The following is a 16,680-nucleotide window of genomic DNA, read 5'->3' as shown; positions in this document are numbered from 1 at the left end:
TCTTTTGTCTAAATTCTTGTGTCTAATGTCTTGCTGCTTAAAAAGCAATAGACTTCAACTTCAAGCCCATCTTTTCCTCCAAGCCAAAAGCAAGATTAAAATTCTGGACAGCTTGTCCTGAGGCCCCTTTCAGAAGATTATCAATTGCTGAATAAATAACCAGTTGTCCGGCTTCTTTTTGGACATAAAGAATGCATTTATTCGTATTTACCGCCTGTTTTAAATCGATATCCTGCGTAGAAACAAAGGTAAATGCAGCGTTCCTGTAGAATCCCTGATAGGCTTTGATGGCCTCTTCCTCAGTTCCTGAGAAAGGAAAATGGGCTGTGATCCAGATTCCTCGGGAGAAATTCCCACGATAGGGGACAAAAAGCAACTCTGAATTAAAGTCAGAATTTAACTGACTGAAAGTTTGCTTGATTTCCTTGAGATGCTGATGGGTAAAGAGCTTGTAAACAGACATGTTTCCTGTTCGGTAGCTGAAGTGGGAAGTTTCCCCCAATTTTTTACCAGCTCCGGTGCTTCCGGTGATTCCTGAAATTTGCACCGTTTCTTTCACCCAGCCTTTAGCGATCGCAGGAGCCAGGGCCAGTTGAATTCCAGTAGCAAAGCAACCTGGATTTGCGATTCGTTTGGCAGATTTGATTTTCTCCCGATTCACTTCCGGAAGACCATAGACAAAACCATCCGATTCATTTCTGAAGTCGGTGGACAAATCTATGATGACAGTTTCCGGTGAAAAATGATGGGATTCCAGAAATCCTTTGGTTTCGCCGTGAGGCAAACCCAAGAAAACCGCATCCAGACCCGATTCGGGTACAATATCGGTGAATTCCAAGTTGCAATCACCGATCAAATCCGGGTGAACTTCGGACACTATCTTTCCTTTTTGGGAATTAGAGTGAACGCAGACTAATTCACAGGCCGGATGATGAACCAGGATGCGAAGCAATTCGCCCCCGGTATATCCTGCTGCTCCTATGACCGCTGTTTTGATTTTAGTCATCGCTGTTTACTTTGTGGAAAATGGCCGTTTGATTGCCCAAAATCCGGGTAAATCCTTTCACATCCTCTCCGGTATAGCCTTTGTTCATTTCCCCATAGCTGCCAAATTTGGATGACATCAAATCGTGATCAGAGGTGATTCCAAGGAGGGTAAAGCGGTATGGCTGCAATAAAACCCGAACATCGCCTGTGACAAATTTCTGGGTATCTGCCAAGAATGCTTCCAAGTTTCGCATCACCGGATCCAGATAATGCCCTTCATGTAAGTGGTTGCCATAGAATTCGGAAAGCTGATTCTTCCAAAACATTTGCCATTTGGTCAAAGTATGTTTTTCTAAAAGCTGATGCCCTTTGATAATGATAATCGGAGCTGCAGCTTCAAAACCTACCCGGCCTTTGATTCCAATAATCGTGTCTCCGACATGGATATCACGACCGATTCCGTAAGGGCCAGCTAAAGCTTGAACTTTTTGTATGGCATTGACTGGATTTTCAAATGTTTCACCGTTTACTCCTTTCAATTCTCCTTGAACAAAGGTCAATTTTATCTCTCTAGCTTCATTTTCAGTAACCTGTGTGGGCCAGGCTTCTTCAGGTAAAAAGTCAGAGGAAGTCAGGGTTTCTTTACCCCCTACAGAAGTTCCCCAAATACCTTTATTGATGGAGTAGGCGGCCTTTTCGAAATTCATGGATACCCCATGCTTTTTGAGGTATTCGATTTCTTCCTGACGCGAAAGTTTAAGATCGCGAATAGGGGTGATGATCTCGATATCCGGAACAATCGTCTGGAAAATCATATCAAACCGCACCTGATCATTTCCTGCACCGGTCGAACCATGTGCTACTGCTTTTGCACCAATTGATTTGGCATATTCTGCCAGTGATTTAGCCTGAAGGATTCGCTCAGCCGAAACAGATAGGGGATAAGTGGCATTTTTCAGCACATTTCCAAACACCAAGTACTTGATCACTTCTTCATAATAGGTGTCAAGAACTTCCAAAATATGAAAAGAAGCAACTCCGAGGGTGTTGGCACGCGCCTCAACAGCAGCTAATTCTTCTTTTGAAAAACCTCCTGTATTGACAATTACCGCATGAACTTCATAGCCAAGATCCTTGGTGAGGTGAAGTGCACAATATGTGGTATCCAAGCCCCCACTGTAGGCCAAAACAACTTTTTTCATGTTTTAAATAGGTTTGATCCCATCGGGAATGGATTAAAGAAATATGCTTATGATCGAATCCTTTGATTTGTTCAGTTTGAGCATGACATATTTTTTGAGTCTGACCCATCGATCAAACAACTTAATTTCTTTTTTGAAATCATCCCGAAGTGCCAGGTCTTCTGTGTTATTTCGTTTTGCATTGGGGTCGTAAAGCATCGCAGTACAGAGACAGTTTTGGCGGTTTTTTGACATCAAAATCTCATAATTCACACAGCTTCTGCATCCTTTCCAAAATTCTTCGTCATCCGTAAGATCCGAATAAGATACCGGAATATAGCCTAACTCGGAGTTGATTTTCATTACTGCTGCACCAGTAGTCAATCCAAAAATCTTGGATTCCGGGTATTTTTTGCGGCTGAGTTTGAATATTTCCCGCTTGATTTTCCGGGCTAAACCATACTTTCTGAATTCAGGAGATACGATCAAACCGGAGTTGGCCACGAATTTACCATGGCCCCAAGCTTCGATGTAGCAGAATCCTGCCCATGTTCCATCCGAAGTCAGGGCAATAACGGCTTTGCCTTCTTCCATTTTCGTCTCCAAGTAGGCAGGGCTTCGCTTTGCAATGCCTGTTCCCCGGGCTTTGGCTGAGTTTTCCATTTCATTTGCGATGATAGTGGTGAAACCCTTGTGAGAAGAATCAGCTACAATGATTTTGAAAGAAATGTCTTCCATAATGGACTGCATGAATTTTCTCCATGACTGGATGGAGGTTGAAGATAAGTTAGGAATTTAAAGGATTGGGCGAGATAGGTTTTCCACGTAGGAAAACTGAAAATATTACAGGGTCAAACCCTATAGGTAAACCTATTTCTCCTCGAAGGAGCAAAAAAAGGCAAAGCAACCGACACAACTACCTCCATTGAGGCAATTGAGAAGCTGGGCGCTATGGAATAATTCTTAATCATGCTATTGAGGCTGCAAATGTTATACCTCAATTAATAAATAGCAAGAAAATTATCTGATAATTTGAAAGAATTTCAATTTCTGCATTCTGCTTCAATCAATCTGAGTAAAATCCTGTAAAAATCGATCGATTCAGAATTAAATTTCGTCAACGTACCTATCCTGCCATTTCTTTCAAAGCTTTAACCAACTGATCCAATTCGGCTGTTGAAGTGTAAATGTTGGGTGAAACTCTAACGCCTCTCACACCTGCGCCATCTATCGGGGCAGTGAAGATTTTGTACTTTTCCATCAGGGTTTTGCCCATTTCAGCTGGAGCGAATCTTTCTACCCAAACATTTCCGATACCACAACATCTATCATCCGCTATAGGTGTGTTCACCTGGATGCCGGGGTGATTTCTGACTTGATCCGACCAGTATTTTTGAAGAAATCTCAGCCGCTCTTCTTTTCGTTTGGCACCGATTTTATTCTGAAATTCTATGGCATTAATCACAGCAAGATCTGTGGCTACGGGATGAGTTCCAATGTGATTTAGGTAGCCAATCGTTTTGAGATTCATGTCAAAGGGAGCGAGTAGGGGTTGAATCTTGCTTATCTTCTCTTTTTTAACATACAACATGCCGGCACCAAGCGGGACGCTGAGCCATTTGTGTAGACTACTGCCGTAATAATCGCAGTCCAACTCATGCATCTTAAAGGTGAAGTGACCTACCGCATGAGCTCCGTCAAGCATGATTTCAACACCACGCTCATGGGCCATTGCAGCGATTTTCCGTACCGGAAGAATGTGTCCGGTTATATTTACAATATGCGGCACCATAATTAGACGCGTATCCGGTGTGATGGCCTTTCGATAAACCTCCACGATTTCCTCATCATTTTCGGGATGCATGGGGATATTAACTTTGACTGTTTTAATTCCCCAGCGTTTGGAGGCTAACTCAAACATGGTCTGCATGCTTCCGTAATCCTGATAGGCAAAAACGGCTTCATCTCCGGCTTTCCATGGATACCCGGAAATGATCAAATCCAAAGACTCAGTGGTATTTCTGGTCAAAACCACTTCCTCTGACGATGCCCCGACGAGTTCGGCAAGCATTGCGGCAGACTTGGCTTTGTTTTCTACCTGGACCCCGCGCATGTAAAAGGAAGCTTGATAGTTGACCTCCCGGATATGTTCAATGTATTTCTCCAGCGTTTCCTCCGGAAGAAAGCAGTAATAGCCATTTTCCAGATTGATATAATCCGGCTTGATTCGGTATCCATTTCGGATTTGATCCCAGACATCTGCTGAACCAAAATCCAGGTTTTTCCAGGATAAAGGTTTTGCTTTACTCTCAAAAATAGCCCCAGTACCAATACCCAAAGCAGCTAAAGATTTAAGGAAGGATCGTTTATTCATCGTCTTGCAGATTTTCAGAGGAAGAAGGAAAGTAAAAAAACAAGGACAAGAACCAGCGCCATCCATGTAATCCAGGGAGAGCGCTTTGGGAATTCAAATTGGCAGATGGGACAGATGGATGCTTGGTCATCGATTTCCATCGCGCAGGAGGGACATTCTTTGGTCTTCACAGCTTAAGCTTGAACTCTTTGGTTTAAAATCTGATTTTTCAGTTAAGTAAATAAAAAAAGCTATGCGAATCGAGATTTGGTCGGATGTTGTTTGTCCTTTTTGTTACATCGGCAAAAGAAAGTTGGAAAAGGCACTTGAAAAATTTCCATTCAAAGACAAAGTGGAGATCGAATGGAAGAGTTTTCAACTCAATCCGGATCAGGTAACAAATCCCAATATCAGTACTTTGGAGCATTTATCTCAGTCAAAGGGTTGGTCTATGGAGCAAACCCGTGAAATCACTGCCAACGTCGTGAATATGGCCGTGGCTCAGGGTCTTGACTTTGATTTCGAACATGCCGTGGTAGCCAATACCCGAAATGCCCACCGTCTGATTCATTTGGCAAAAGAGTCCGGAAAAGGTGATGCCATGAAAGAGCGGTTGCTTCGTGCTTATTTTTCCGAAGGCAAAAATGTGGATGACTTTACTACCTTGATCTCCTTAGGTAAAGAAGTGGGTATGAACCAAGAAAAAATTAAAGTAATGCTTGAATCAAATCAGTTTGAAGATGCTGTGGATCATGATATTTATGAAGCAAGACAACTTGGTGTAAGGGGTGTTCCTTTTTTCGTTCTGGATCGAAAATTTGGAATCTCAGGTGCACAGCCTGATGAGGTGTTTGATCAGACGCTGGAAAAAGCCTGGGCTGAATTTGCCAAAAAGAATCCGACTTTAGACCTGGCTGGGAATGCCGATGGGGAGAGCTGTGAAGTGGATGGGAATTGCTAAATAGAACCAAGGCATCAGAACCAAGAAACAAGAGGCAGGTGGATTAACCAATGATCAAATTTCAGGGAGCCGTGAAAAGTGTCCCTAAAATTTGATCATTTAATTTGAAAGTTGAAAAGTTACCTTGGTCCTGTATCTTGCTTTTACCTTCTTGTGTCTTTTTCACCAAACGCCTCTGGTTTTCATTTGTAAGGTGTAGACAGCATCCATTGCTGTGATGAACATTGTTCTGCGATCCAGTGCGCCAAAAACCACATTCGCAGTCCAGTCAGCAGGCACAGGAATGTGTGCGATCTGAGTTCCATTTTTGTCGAATACAGTAACGCCTTTTCCGGTCAGGTAAACATTTCCCTTGTCATCGATGGTCATCCCGTCTGATCCCATTTCACAGAATAGCGTTTTATTCGTCAGATAGCCGTCAGGCAAGACATCATATTTCCAGGTTTTTTTTGCTCCGATGTCTGCCACATACAAGGTTTTTCCATCAGGAGTGCCCACGATGCCATTGGGCTGAGTCAGATCTTCGGTCACTCTGAAAAGCTCAGATCTGTCCGCAGAAAGGAAATAAACGTGCTGCCCGTCCTGTTCCATATCTTTCCCTCTTATTCCTTCCCAATAGGGTCTGGGGTAAAGTGGGTCTGTGAAATATAATCCACCGCTTGGTCTTACCCAAACGTCATTTGGGCCATTCAGTTTTTTACCTCTGAAAGAAGGGACTATTACTGTTTCCTTTCCTGTATTCTGGTCGATTGCCCAAAGTTCATTTTGAAGATCAGCTGCGGAAATCAAAGTTCCGTCTAATTGGAAATACAATCCATTGGAGCGGCCTGCGCCGTCCTTGAAAAGTTCGATTTTGTTACTTCCGGCAGACCACTTATAGATTTTATCGTTAGGTTGGTCAGTAAAAAAAATATCGCCCATCCGATTCACAGCGGGACCTTCGGTAAATTTAAATCCATCCTGAACTTTCACTAATTCTGCGTTTTTTGCGACTACTCCGCGTTTATCCTCGATTTGGGCCAATAGCGAAAAAGAGGATAAGAGCAGTGCTGTAAGGGTAAGCGAACATTTGAAATTCATTTGCATAGATTTTTGGGGTTATTTGCGCTGCATGACTACTACCAGTTTTTTTAGATCCGGACTGTAGGCAATTCTGGTGATGTTTTGATGTGAATCAGACTGGATTGTTCCGAGAAATTCCCATTCGGAATGATTTGATTTTTTATGGTAAATGTTGTTTCCTTGAGCCATCAATAAGTAGTGGTGATCCTGCCAAATAAAATCCAAAGCACCGGCTAATCCAAAGCCAAGTACCTCCGTTTTTCCGTTCAGAAGGTCATAGGTTCTGATCGGCAACTCAAGTCCATGCTCAGTTTCATTTGGTGACTTCATGGATAAATAACTGATTTGAGAGGTTTTGGGTCTACGTTTAATAGCTCTACCTATGTGATTGTCAATCTCCAAAAGATCACCTTTACCGCGAGCATAAACAAGTTTGTTTGGGTCTCCAAGTATAAACATCGCCGCTTTATTATCATACCAATCGTAATATCCAACTGGAGCAATATCATCGTAGAGTAGCTCCGGTTCACCAAAATTTGTGGGATATAACCAAAGGCGCTGGGTACTGTCGGGCTCCATAACCACAGCTGAAACATATAAACCGCAATCTGTCAAGGTTGGTGAAAACTCACTCCGATCAGCTGTTTTACTGAGATTGGTGAATTTTTCAGTTTTAAAATTATAAACGATGATGTCATGATTGCCATTTTCGTCCGCAGCTGAGAATACCAACTGAAAATCATTTATAAAATTGGGCTGGTTATCATATTCCGGTCGATTAGTCAAGGGCTTGGCTGTTTCCGGGAGGACTTTAAATTTTCTCCCTTTGCCTTTGGTATCCAACATCCAAATATCAAAACCTCCCTGAGCCAGAGTGGTTTGTAACCCCATTGCAAAGAAAATCGAAAGGGCTAAAATTATTTTATTCATCAAGACAGGTTTAAAGTCAACCAAATTACAAAATCAAGGTTAGAATGGCGTGGGAAAGTTACATCTATATACCGATTCTTTATTCGATACGCTTCGTGACCGTCAGGACGACCTGGCTGATTGTGCTGTTTTGAGTTTGATCAAACATCCGGACTGGATAAAATTGATTAATTCCTGGCAGACTATTCCCGATGATTCGCCCTCAGATTTTGACACTGATCTTGTCCGGTTCTTTGAATTCTATAAACAAAAGGAAACGTCCACTGAACCTGGTACCCTGAAAAATGGTCAACGCTTTTTTGCGGAAAACGGACAACTATACACCGCAATGCTAGGCTTATATTCCCTTCCTTATTGCTATGCATTTGCAGATGGCGCGGAGGTCTTGGTAAGATCAAAACGAATCATAGATTCCATCGGCGAGCGCTTGGGTGAGACAGGCAGCTTTGTGATGGAAATCTTTAAACCTGGAGCTTTTACCTCCGAAAGGAGTGCGTTTTTGGTTTGTGCTAAAGTAAGACTCATTCATGCCTTTAGCCGGTATTTCATCTCGCATTATGCTAAGGATTGGGATAATGCCTATGGAAAACCAGTCAATCAGGAGGACATGCTCGGGACCAACCTTGCTTTTAGTCAAATTGTATTGCGGGGATTATTGAAATTAGGAATCAGCCTCACTGAGGCGCAGCATCAGGCCATTTTAGCCTATTGGAAATGGATCGGTGAGCTAATCGGAATTGATGTGAATATCTGGCCGGAGACTTCTAAGGAAGCCTTTGAATTGGATAAACTGATCAGGAAGCGACATATCCGGGCTTCAGAAGCAGGTCAAAAGTTAATTGGGGCATTGTTGAATTACTACAGAAAAACTATCCCTGATCCGATTTTAATTGATCAAATCGAGGGAATCGTTGCGTTCTTTCTGGGAAAAGACGCGTCAAAAGCCCTTAATCTTACTTCAAACCGCTTGATCCAGGGTGATTTGCTTGGCCTGGTACTCAAACTAAATGGCCAGAAAAATAGACGAACCAAAAATACTTACGTGAATTTGAAAAGGAATCTGGATCAGCAACAAATTCAACAATTCGGAAGGTTGATGATAATTAAACTTCCTGAGATCGCCCGTTCATAATCGAACACTTTTTTGTCCACTTATCACGCAGTTGAATTACAGGAGGGCGGATTCTGGCGTTTTTAAGCAACATTTGCCAGATGGCACCTTTTTCGTACTTTGAGTGGCATGAAGCAGATCACTGCATATCTACATCGATTTCCTCTTGAGTTGGTGTTCTGGATAGGAAGCTTAATTGCGATTCTGACAATGGAACCACATGCTGAAAGTCACCTGAGTTTGTGTCCGCTCAATCAACTTGGTTTCGAATGGTGTCCCGGATGCGGATTAGGTAGGTCCATGAATCTTCTGGCACATGGAGATTTTCAGGCCTCTTGGTCCATGCACCCGCTGGGAATGGTAGCTTTTGTCGTGATCTTTCACCGAATTTGGAATCTTATAAAAAACCTAAAAACAACACACAATTATGGCTAATGTATTGAGACACCTTCCTGAACTGGAAGGTATGGAACTGGGATATATCCAGGGACTTATGAAAAACATGGATGAAGACCAAGCCTCTCTGTTTGCACAGGTTTACCGTGCAAGAAGAAAAGACTCACAGATGATCTTGATTCTGACTTTACTGGGTTTCTTCGGGTTTGCTGGTCTGCACCGGTTTATTTTGGGTCAGATTGGTCTCGGAATATTGTATATCCTGACGCTCGGGTTGTGTTTTATCGGTACCATAGTGGATTTGGTGAATTACAAAAGCCTGGCCTACGAGTACAATGTAAAAATGGCTCATGAAACCCTGGCCATGATCTCCAATCACTTCCCGAATATGGGAGGAGGAAGTTCGATATAAGTAGAAGTTTAAACCCTTTGGAAGCCTCGGATAGCCGGGGCTTTCTTTTGTTTAGGCGAGTGAAGCATGATTTACCAATCGGCTTTTTGTGTCGGATCAAAATCAGATTCTGGAAATACGCTTATCAAATTCTTTCCTTTTTCTGAAAGAATCAGCTGATACTTTTGAAGTAATTCCCCAGCGATTTTTAATTCTTCGAAGGATCCTTGGGAAACGTGAAATGGGAGTTCGATCAGATTATCAGCTTTTGAGGTAAATGGCGGAGTAACAGCTGAGGAGAAGTAATAAGGCCAAAGCGTTTTGGCACAACTGATTCCCCATAAATCAATGGGGAATTGAGCAGCATAACTTCCCAATCGATCATTTATTTCTTCGAAAAACTGAGTTGTCTCTGCTAATCTTATACGTGAACCAGAACGTGATTTTCCCTTGGTTTTGAGATATTTAATCTGAGATTTTCCTTGCTTCTGTCTCACCATATATGCCCTGAATACCTTGTGGTCAAGTAGGACTCCCTGATGAAAATAGCCCACAACTGCCTGACCTGCACGGATGAGTACCAGTGAAAAATGGGAGTCTGAATTTTCCAAAAGCCCGATGCTTTCTGACCATTGAACTGTCCAGGGCAGGTAGATCTTTGCCAACCAGTCCTGATTGTCTTCAACCACCACTTGATGCTTCCTACTATCGAATGACAGGGAGAAACCTTTGGCTAATGAATCAGAAATCAGGTAATCGGCAAGTTCATGACTGATTAGCTGTGCTTGGGGAATATTCATTTTAGGGAAAAAACTATTGGCTATCTTTGCACAAATAAAGAAAAAATCATGCAGGAAGATATTCAAAAACTTTTTGACCGGATGTGCGATCCCAAGGAATCTGAAGCTTACTTTTTTGCTGATAAGCTTGGCGGCGTGGCTGACGAGGAAACAAAAGAAAAGCTTTTGGAATTGGTCAGAGGAGATAATTGGGAATTGGCTTATTTGGCTTGCAGGTCTCTTTCGAAGACAAAGTTTCAGGAAGAGGGGCTGGATGTGATTTTTGAGACCATTTTTGACAAGAAAAACAAAACTGTCCAGGGTGCTTTTGTGCAGATTTTGGAACATTTTGACTTGAGCAACCGATTTGTGGACGTTTTCAAGGTTTTTCTTTTTGGGAATTACAAAGCCTCAACGTTGGCCAAAGTTTATTTGGATGAGGTGGAATTCGATGTGACCCCCCGTACGATCCGAAAAGCTGAAAAACACTGGAATCACTACCTGCACAATCCAGAAGATGAGGGAAGTGTGGCTGTCAAAAAATCAGAAATCGAACCTATGTTGCAGGAAATGAGGGAATTATTTTCCTGAGTTAACACAACAAAATGGAAATTCCTCAGTTTAATAATCTATGAGGAAGCAGGAAGTAATTGAGTTACATCAACAATTCTTTAACGATTTTGAGTTTAAATTTCACTCTTCTAATTTGCTGTACCATAAAAATTATCCTCATGGTCAGCAGGTTATCTTCGTTCATTTCAGTGAATATCCCGACGTAAGCTACCTGGAATATAACCTTGGTATAAGAATCCACAGGGTTGAGGAAATCATTCACAGGTTTTTACCTACACTCAGCGATTACTCAGATCGATCAATTACGCTCATTCAAACTCCTGATAAAATCGGGAAAATGATCCCTAAGCGATTTGTCATCGAAAATGACTATCAATTGGCTGAGGCAATTGAAGCTTCCGAAAAGTTTTTTGTAATGCATGGATTTCACTGGTTGGACGAAATGATCCAACCTGAAAACCTGGAAAGAGCCTTTGCCGAGCGAAAAGATAAAGCCTTCAAAACACAAAACTTTGTCTATAATTCCTTCCGTGGTGTCACCTTGGCAAAATTCTATAATCCCGAGGATTATCCAATTTTACGTCAAATCTACCTGGAGACTATCCGTGAGCGGGAAATGACCCCGTTTACGATTGCTTCTTTTCTCCAATTGCTACATTATTTGGATAATCTGGAAGTTTGATCAGACTCTTTTTTTTACTCCTCGGACTGCTTCAGCGCTGATTGGATCTTCAGGCCACTCATGTTTTGGGTAGCGTCTTTTCAGTTCCTTTTTTACTTCGAAATAGCCATTTGCCCAAAAACTCTTTAAGTCTTGGGTCAGTTGGACCGATTTATAGCCGGGCGATAGTAATTCAATTAAGACAGGAACTTTCCCATCGTTTACTTTTGGTGTTTCCAGTAGTCCAAAAAGCTCCTGAAGCCGGACCGACAGGAGGGGAGTCTCGCCTTCTGACTTGTATTCAATAGGAATCTGACTTCCTGAAGGAACAGTTAAATGGCTTGGTGCTAGATCATCTAGCACTTGTTGTTGCTCAAAAGAAAGAGTATGAAGGAGAATAGAAAATAAATCAAGCTTCTTCAGTTCCTCGTTTTTTGTCACATGATCCAAATACGGTTCAAGCCAGTCTTTAGCATTCAAGCACAGGGATTCACTAGTCCAAAAAGGCCAATTCTGATCGGAATTCCACTTGTTTAACGATTGTACCCGAAAAATCAATTGTTCAACTTTCTGGTTAAAATCCAACAGCATTTCTCCGTCCTCAGCAATCGCTTCCAAAATCGCTGTTTTGGCGGAGACTTTATCAAACTTCTGAAGCGGTCTTGTCCCAAGGACAATCGATCCAATCCGAACCTCGGACAGGGCTATCAAGCCACCTTTTTTCCGGTCCCATTCCAACACTTCACGGGTTTTAAGCAGGGGAGCCAGATCTTTGGGATTCAAAGGAGCCGCAAGCCAGATTTTTCCCATTCCCTCCCGGGCATCTACGTGGGCCACTGCCAGCCATGGTTCATGTGCCAAGTCATCCCGATGCCCGATTTGGGCTATTTTTCCATTTGAAAGCTGAAATTGCGCATTGTTTCCCGGTCTCGCAGCGGCAATCCGTTCGGGATATGCATAGGCCAAAAGCAAACCCGTCTGCCAGGGATCCACTGGTTCATTCTCAGGCTGGATTCCAAACATCCTCCGATATTGACTAGCTACTTTTTCGATCTTCTTGATTCTAGCCAGGTTTACACCACGACTTCGGAATCTTCGAAGTGCTTCAATTCTCAAATTCAAATCCACACCCGAATCCTGTGGAAGTGGGTCTCTTTCCTCTAAAACAGCGGCAATATCCGTAGCCAAGCCAAGCTGATCCATTCGCTTGGCAAAGAGCAACATATGCGCGATGCGAGGATGACAGGGCACCTGATGGATTTCTTTTCCGTGCTCAGTCAAGTTACCCTCGGCAATTGCATCAATGGCTTCCAGTGTTTTCTCCGCCAAAGCCAAAGTACCTGCCGGAGGAGGCGTCAGCCAGGTCATGGATCGGATTTCTTGTTTTCCCCAAGCTTTCATATCCAATACCAAAGCTGTTAAATCAGCCTCCATAAGCTCCGGGACACGGTATTCTGGCAGCTGCCCTTGCGTAGCTTTAGACCAAAGCCGATAGGAATGACCGGCGGTCAAACGTCCCGCTCGTCCACTCCGCTGATCGGCAGAATCCTTGCTGATCCGGTGCAGAACCAGACGGGAAAGACCCGATCTAGCGTCAAACCGATTGGATTTCGCAAATCCGGAATCGACCACAACTTTGATCCCTTCTATGGTCAAAGAAGTCTCGGCGATATCAGTGGATAGCACGATTTTCCGCTTTCCCGAAGGGTGAGGTAGCATAGCGCGATTTTGCTCCGATGGAGATAGCTGACCGAAAAGTGGCACCACAACCGTGTCAGGCAGGGCCTTTTTAAGGATTTGTTCTGTTTTCTTGATTTCTCCCTGTCCAGGCAAAAAGACCAAAAAATCACCTTCATGCTTTTTGGTAAGCGGGATTATTTGTCGTGCCGCATCTTCCCCGATAGCAAATTCATCAATCTCGCTCAGGTAATTGACCTCGACGGGAAATTGCCTGCCTTGACTTTGGATGACTTTGGCACCTAAAAGTCGGGAAAGCTGCTCCGCATCAATTGTAGCCGACATCAATAAAATTCGGAGGTCAGGACGAAGCACTTGCTGAATCTCCCGACAAAGTGCCAAAGCAACTTCAGAGTGGAGATTTCGCTCATGAAACTCGTCAAATATGACCAAACCGACATTTTCCAATGCATTGTCCGAATGCATCATTCGGGTGAGGATTCCTTCGGTGATTACTTCGATTTTTGTTTTGGCGGATATCGAGGATTCAAAACGGATTCTATATCCAATGGTGTCGCCAAGATCCTCGCCAAGCATGCTTGCCATCCGCTGGGCAATGCTTTTTGTCGCCAATCTCCTCGGTTCAAGCATAAGGATTTTCTTTCCTTCAAGCCAAGGTTCATCCAAAAATGTCAATGGCAAAAGCGTACTCTTCCCAGCTCCGGGAGGGGCTTGGATGATTAAAGAGTTTGATTGAGAAAGTTGATTTTTGACCTCAGGAATGATCTCGGCAACCGGAAGATCAAAGGAAAACGGATTAAATTCAGACATGCGTTACAAAATTAAGGTATCAGCAATCGCTTGCTAATTAACCTGTCAAAAAAGAGCATAAAAAAGCCACCAAGCGTTAACTCGGTGGCTTTTTAGGCTATTTTATGAAATGCAGGTTTATAAAATTCAGGAACCGATTTTAGCAGAAGCTTTTCCGTATTCCCATCGTACTTCAAAGCCGTCTGGCTTCACTTCATAGACCAATCTTTCTTCCATTGTAGCGGTTTGCTGAGAAGGAACATTCACTCTTAACGCATCTTCTTTAGCATCATAATTATAGGCACCCCACTGCTTTGCTACCTTATTGAAAATAAATGTAGACTCAGTTTCCCCGGGAATAATAAAGAAGCTATAGGTTCCTGCCGGGAGTTTTTTCCCTTCGACCAAAATATCTTTCTCTGTAGTGAATGTAGTGGCATCATCTGCCCCTGCTCTCCAAACTTGACCAAGAGGAACCAGATCACCCCATATTACTCGACCTTTTACAGCCGGCGATGAGTATTTTATGGTGATTTTAGAACCTGCAGCGGTTCCTTCAGCTGTACGTGCCGGGCTAGCTTTTTCTTGCGCATTAGCTGCTAAGGCTACAAAAGCCATTAGAACAATAGCCAACAGATTTTTTTTAAAATTGATAGTTTTCATTGATTCAGTTTATTTGAATGTAGAGTTAATGGTATTATTTTCTTGTTTGCTTACTGACAAATCGGATAAAAGGTTTTCAGATTTTCACCCAAGCTTGCTTTTTGTTACTTTCTACAATTCGTTCACTTATAATCAATTCTCTCAAACCACTAGCAAATGTTGGAAAAGAGGGATTTTCGGGTTGTTTTCCTGAAGCAATCGCTGCATAGACTTCCTTGAACATTTGCTTGGAAGTATCCGGAAATCCCTCGTTGTGACCTCCGGGAAAACTGATCAATGCCGAAGCTTCAGGATAAGTCAATCCTGGATCTTTCATCAACACCTCATTGGCTTTCTCCCGCTTGCCGATCCAAAGTTCATTCGGACGCTCTGAATTGAATTCAAAATTGGATTTGGAACCGGCGATTTCTATGTTAAGTCGGTTTTTGCGACCGGCACTTACTTGGGATACGGTGATTGAGCCTTTTGAACCGTTGTCAAATCGAAGTAAAACCGTCGCATGATCTTCTGTGTTGATGGGAACTTCAGCATAGTCCGATGCTTGGAGTTTTGTATCCGAATAGGTCTCTATTGCTTTCAGCGGTTTCAGACGGGTTTTATGAACTGTAGAGAAATCCGCCATGACTTCGGTGATTTTCAGACCAGTCACATATTCGGTGATGTCGAGTAGGTGGGATCCGATGTCAGCGATTGCGCGGGAATCCCCCGATTTGTCCGGTTCCAATCTCCAGTTGTAGTCGGTTTGGAAGAAAAGCCAATCCTGTAGGTATGAACCCATCACAGAATAAACTTTTCCCAAATCACCCTTTTCTCGCATGGTCTTCATCTGACGGACCATAGGATAGTAGCGTAGGTTGAAATGGACGGCATTGACCAATCCGGTTGCCGAAGCGATTTTTACTAATTCTTCAGCTTCTTCGATTTTAACTGCAAGTGGTTTTTCGCAGATGACATGCTTTTCGGATTCAAGTACAGCCTTTGCCTGTGCAAAGTGCAGGAAGTTAGGAGTGCAGATATGAACTACGTCAATATCGTTGTGCTTTAACATTTCATCGAAGGTATAGGCTCTAGCAATGCCCAGAACTTTTGCTTTTTCATTGGCAAGTTCCTGAGTGACTTCGCAAAGGGCAACAACTTCGACATTTGGTAATCTTCTAAGTGCCTCAAGATGAGCAGGCCCGATGAATCCAGTGCCTACGATGGCAGCTTTGATGGTTTGTGACATAGGTTTAGGGTTTTGTTAAGAAAACAATCGCTTCGAAGATAAATAAATAATTTTCAAGAAACAGGTCAGAAAAAGTGAGTTTCTGGTTAAAATAGTTTGAAATTGATTTCTTGATTACATCATTTAGATGAAAAGCATTTCTAAACTTTACCAAATCAAGCTGTTAAATCCTGCCATTCTACTGATCAGGTTTTGGCTAGGTACGGTTATGTTACATCACAGTGGCACCTTTCTTTTCCAAGAGAAAGTAACTGAACAGGCCGTTTTTTTAGAATCCTTGAATTGGCCCATTCCATTGGTACTGGCCTATGCTTCTCAAATAGAACCTAATACCAGGCTCATAACTTTCATTCATCCCTTCGTATTGCAACTCATCCAAAATCAGTACGATTGACTTGAATTCCAATCTGATAAGCAAAAAATTATCTATAACTTAAGCTTCTGAATAAACTCAAAACTCATGGCAAACTTTAATCTGAAAATCAATGGAAAGTCCCATTCCGTCGATGTAGAAGACGATACCCCACTTTTGTGGGTTCTTCGGGATCATTTGGGACTAGTCGGTACCAAATTCAGCTGTGGAATCGCACAGTGCGGTGCCTGTACCGTGCACATCAATGGTAATGCTACTTTTTCCTGCATGACACCCGTGTCCAGTGTAGGGAATTCAGAAGTGGTAACGATCGAAGGTCTTTCTGAAAGGGGAGATCATCCAGTTCAAAAGGCTTGGGAGGAGGTCGATGTGGCACAGTGTGGTTACTGCCAGTCTGGTCAAATAATGACTGCCGCAGCACTCTTGAAGAACAATCCCAACCCAAGTATGGAAGAGATTGATAATGCAATGAATCGAAATATCTGCCGCTGCGGAACGTATCACAAGATTCGTGAAGCAGTCGCTTTAGCCGCTAAAACCAACTGAT

At 42.8% G+C, this 16,680-nt stretch carries 17 protein-coding genes; 7 read left to right on the top strand and 10 right to left on the bottom strand.

Translation table 11 applies throughout. From position 1 onward, the window contains the following. Positions 1–37: 37 nt before the first annotated feature. The 4 genes from argC to C4S61_RS12925 all read right to left on the bottom strand — a co-directional run bounded on the left by argC (position 38) and on the right by C4S61_RS12925 (position 4,542). Complete coding sequence (argC, locus tag C4S61_RS12940; RefSeq protein ID WP_103925229.1) at positions 38–1,006, bottom strand: N-acetyl-gamma-glutamyl-phosphate reductase; 969 nt, start codon at positions 1,004–1,006, stop codon at positions 38–40. Continuing rightward, on the bottom strand, positions 999–2,189 hold the full coding sequence (locus C4S61_RS12935; RefSeq protein ID WP_103925228.1) for an argininosuccinate synthase: 1,191 nt from the start codon (positions 2,187–2,189) through the stop codon (positions 999–1,001). Before C4S61_RS12935 ends, argC begins: the two co-directional genes overlap by 8 nt. Before the next feature lie 33 nt (positions 2,190–2,222). Continuing rightward, positions 2,223–2,906 carry a GNAT family N-acetyltransferase gene (locus tag C4S61_RS12930; RefSeq protein WP_103925269.1) on the bottom strand — a complete coding sequence of 228 codons (684 nt, stop codon included), beginning with the start codon at positions 2,904–2,906 and terminating at the stop codon, positions 2,223–2,225. Between the two features lie 388 nt (positions 2,907–3,294). Next, positions 3,295–4,542 carry an aminotransferase class V-fold PLP-dependent enzyme gene (locus C4S61_RS12925; RefSeq protein ID WP_103925227.1) on the bottom strand — a complete coding sequence of 416 codons (1,248 nt, stop codon included), beginning with the start codon at positions 4,540–4,542 and terminating at the stop codon, positions 3,295–3,297. A gap of 232 nt (positions 4,543–4,774) precedes the next feature. On the opposite strand from C4S61_RS12925, the gene C4S61_RS12920 reads away from it, so the two are divergent. After that, on the top strand, positions 4,775–5,482 hold the full coding sequence (locus tag C4S61_RS12920) for a DsbA family oxidoreductase (RefSeq protein ID WP_103925226.1): 708 nt from the start codon (positions 4,775–4,777) through the stop codon (positions 5,480–5,482). A 162-nt stretch (positions 5,483–5,644) separates the two neighbouring features. On the opposite strand, the gene C4S61_RS12915 is transcribed toward C4S61_RS12920, so the two are convergent. Both C4S61_RS12915 and C4S61_RS12910 read right to left on the bottom strand, forming a co-directional pair. Further along, on the bottom strand, positions 5,645–6,562 hold the full coding sequence (locus C4S61_RS12915; protein WP_103925268.1) for an SMP-30/gluconolactonase/LRE family protein: 918 nt from the start codon (positions 6,560–6,562) through the stop codon (positions 5,645–5,647). Positions 6,563–6,580: 18 nt separating this feature from the next. After that, positions 6,581–7,474, bottom strand: a complete 894-nt coding sequence (locus C4S61_RS12910) for a TolB-like translocation protein (RefSeq protein ID WP_103925225.1) — start codon at positions 7,472–7,474, stop codon at positions 6,581–6,583. 49 nt (positions 7,475–7,523) lie between these two features. Between C4S61_RS12910 and C4S61_RS12905 the strand changes: the two genes are divergently transcribed. From C4S61_RS12905 to C4S61_RS12895, 3 genes are all read left to right on the top strand, one after another. After that, positions 7,524–8,606: an oxygenase MpaB family protein gene (locus C4S61_RS12905; RefSeq protein ID WP_103925224.1), complete on the top strand. Its 1,083-nt coding sequence runs from the start codon at positions 7,524–7,526 to the stop codon at positions 8,604–8,606. A gap of 108 nt (positions 8,607–8,714) precedes the next feature. Beyond that, entirely contained in the window at positions 8,715–9,020 is a 306-nt protein-coding gene (locus C4S61_RS12900; protein WP_103925223.1) for a DUF2752 domain-containing protein, read from the top strand. Further along, positions 9,013–9,393, top strand: coding sequence for a TM2 domain-containing protein (locus C4S61_RS12895; protein ID WP_103925222.1), 381 nt, complete (start codon positions 9,013–9,015; stop codon positions 9,391–9,393). The genes C4S61_RS12900 and C4S61_RS12895 overlap by 8 nt, the downstream gene beginning before the upstream one ends. 71 nt (positions 9,394–9,464) lie before the next feature. Here C4S61_RS12895 and C4S61_RS12890 read toward each other — a convergent pair whose 3' ends face one another. Then, positions 9,465–10,172 carry a hypothetical protein gene (locus C4S61_RS12890; protein ID WP_103925221.1) on the bottom strand — a complete coding sequence of 236 codons (708 nt, stop codon included), beginning with the start codon at positions 10,170–10,172 and terminating at the stop codon, positions 9,465–9,467. 48 nt (positions 10,173–10,220) lie between these two features. On the opposite strand from C4S61_RS12890, the gene C4S61_RS12885 reads away from it, so the two are divergent. Then, positions 10,221–10,742, top strand: a complete 522-nt coding sequence (locus C4S61_RS12885; RefSeq protein ID WP_103925267.1) for a hypothetical protein — start codon at positions 10,221–10,223, stop codon at positions 10,740–10,742. Positions 10,743–10,857: 115 nt separating this feature from the next. Then, complete coding sequence (locus C4S61_RS12880; RefSeq protein ID WP_146064399.1) at positions 10,858–11,406, top strand: hypothetical protein; 549 nt, start codon at positions 10,858–10,860, stop codon at positions 11,404–11,406. Here C4S61_RS12880 and hrpB read toward each other — a convergent pair whose 3' ends face one another. From hrpB to C4S61_RS12865, 3 genes are all read right to left on the bottom strand, one after another. Then, complete coding sequence (gene hrpB, locus C4S61_RS12875) at positions 11,407–13,893, bottom strand: ATP-dependent helicase HrpB (RefSeq protein ID WP_103925219.1); 2,487 nt, start codon at positions 13,891–13,893, stop codon at positions 11,407–11,409. Positions 13,894–14,019: 126 nt separating this feature from the next. Beyond that, a complete protein-coding gene (locus C4S61_RS12870) occupies positions 14,020–14,535 on the bottom strand; it encodes a DUF2911 domain-containing protein (protein WP_103925218.1) in 516 nt (171 codons plus the stop codon). A 76-nt stretch (positions 14,536–14,611) separates the two neighbouring features. Continuing rightward, the gene (locus tag C4S61_RS12865) at positions 14,612–15,760 is read right to left on the bottom strand and encodes a Gfo/Idh/MocA family protein (RefSeq protein ID WP_103925217.1); all 1,149 of its coding nucleotides are present in this window, start codon (positions 15,758–15,760) and stop codon (positions 14,612–14,614) included. Between the two features lie 460 nt (positions 15,761–16,220). Between C4S61_RS12865 and C4S61_RS12855 the strand changes: the two genes are divergently transcribed. Next, positions 16,221–16,679, top strand: a complete 459-nt coding sequence (locus C4S61_RS12855) for a (2Fe-2S)-binding protein (protein ID WP_103925215.1) — start codon at positions 16,221–16,223, stop codon at positions 16,677–16,679. The last annotated feature ends 1 nt before the right edge of the window (position 16,680 follow it).

This window comes from Algoriphagus boritolerans DSM 17298 = JCM 18970 (assembly GCF_900108085.1).
GTDB classification, from domain to species: Bacteria; Bacteroidota; Bacteroidia; order Cytophagales; family Cyclobacteriaceae; genus Algoriphagus; species Algoriphagus boritolerans.
The sequence above is the reverse complement of the archived record's forward strand: the minus strand, read 5'-3'. Positions and strand labels throughout refer to the sequence as shown.

Bases quoted from the DNA above. Each gene is read 5' to 3' on its own strand.
- C4S61_RS12885 (WP_103925267.1), top strand. From the start codon at position 10,221: ATGCAGGAAGATATTCAAAAACTTTTTGACCGGATGTGCGATCCCAAG.
- C4S61_RS12870 (WP_103925218.1), bottom strand. From the start codon at position 14,535: ATGAAAACTATCAATTTTAAAAAAAATCTGTTGGCTATTGTTCTAATG.
- C4S61_RS12925 (WP_103925227.1), bottom strand. From the start codon at position 4,542: ATGAATAAACGATCCTTCCTTAAATCTTTAGCTGCTTTGGGTATTGGT.
- C4S61_RS12890 (WP_103925221.1), bottom strand. From the start codon at position 10,172: ATGAATATTCCCCAAGCACAGCTAATCAGTCATGAACTTGCCGATTAC.
- argC (WP_103925229.1), bottom strand. From the start codon at position 1,006: ATGACTAAAATCAAAACAGCGGTCATAGGAGCAGCAGGATATACCGGG.
- C4S61_RS12855 (WP_103925215.1), top strand. From the start codon at position 16,221: ATGGCAAACTTTAATCTGAAAATCAATGGAAAGTCCCATTCCGTCGAT.
- C4S61_RS12920 (WP_103925226.1), top strand. From the start codon at position 4,775: ATGCGAATCGAGATTTGGTCGGATGTTGTTTGTCCTTTTTGTTACATC.
- C4S61_RS12895 (WP_103925222.1), top strand. From the start codon at position 9,013: ATGGCTAATGTATTGAGACACCTTCCTGAACTGGAAGGTATGGAACTG.
- hrpB (WP_103925219.1), bottom strand. From the start codon at position 13,893: ATGTCTGAATTTAATCCGTTTTCCTTTGATCTTCCGGTTGCCGAGATC.
- C4S61_RS12910 (WP_103925225.1), bottom strand. From the start codon at position 7,474: ATGAATAAAATAATTTTAGCCCTTTCGATTTTCTTTGCAATGGGGTTA.
- C4S61_RS12915 (WP_103925268.1), bottom strand. From the start codon at position 6,562: ATGAATTTCAAATGTTCGCTTACCCTTACAGCACTGCTCTTATCCTCT.
- C4S61_RS12900 (WP_103925223.1), top strand. From the start codon at position 8,715: ATGAAGCAGATCACTGCATATCTACATCGATTTCCTCTTGAGTTGGTG.
- C4S61_RS12935 (WP_103925228.1), bottom strand. From the start codon at position 2,189: ATGAAAAAAGTTGTTTTGGCCTACAGTGGGGGCTTGGATACCACATAT.
- C4S61_RS12930 (WP_103925269.1), bottom strand. From the start codon at position 2,906: ATGGAAGACATTTCTTTCAAAATCATTGTAGCTGATTCTTCTCACAAG.
- C4S61_RS12865 (WP_103925217.1), bottom strand. From the start codon at position 15,760: ATGTCACAAACCATCAAAGCTGCCATCGTAGGCACTGGATTCATCGGG.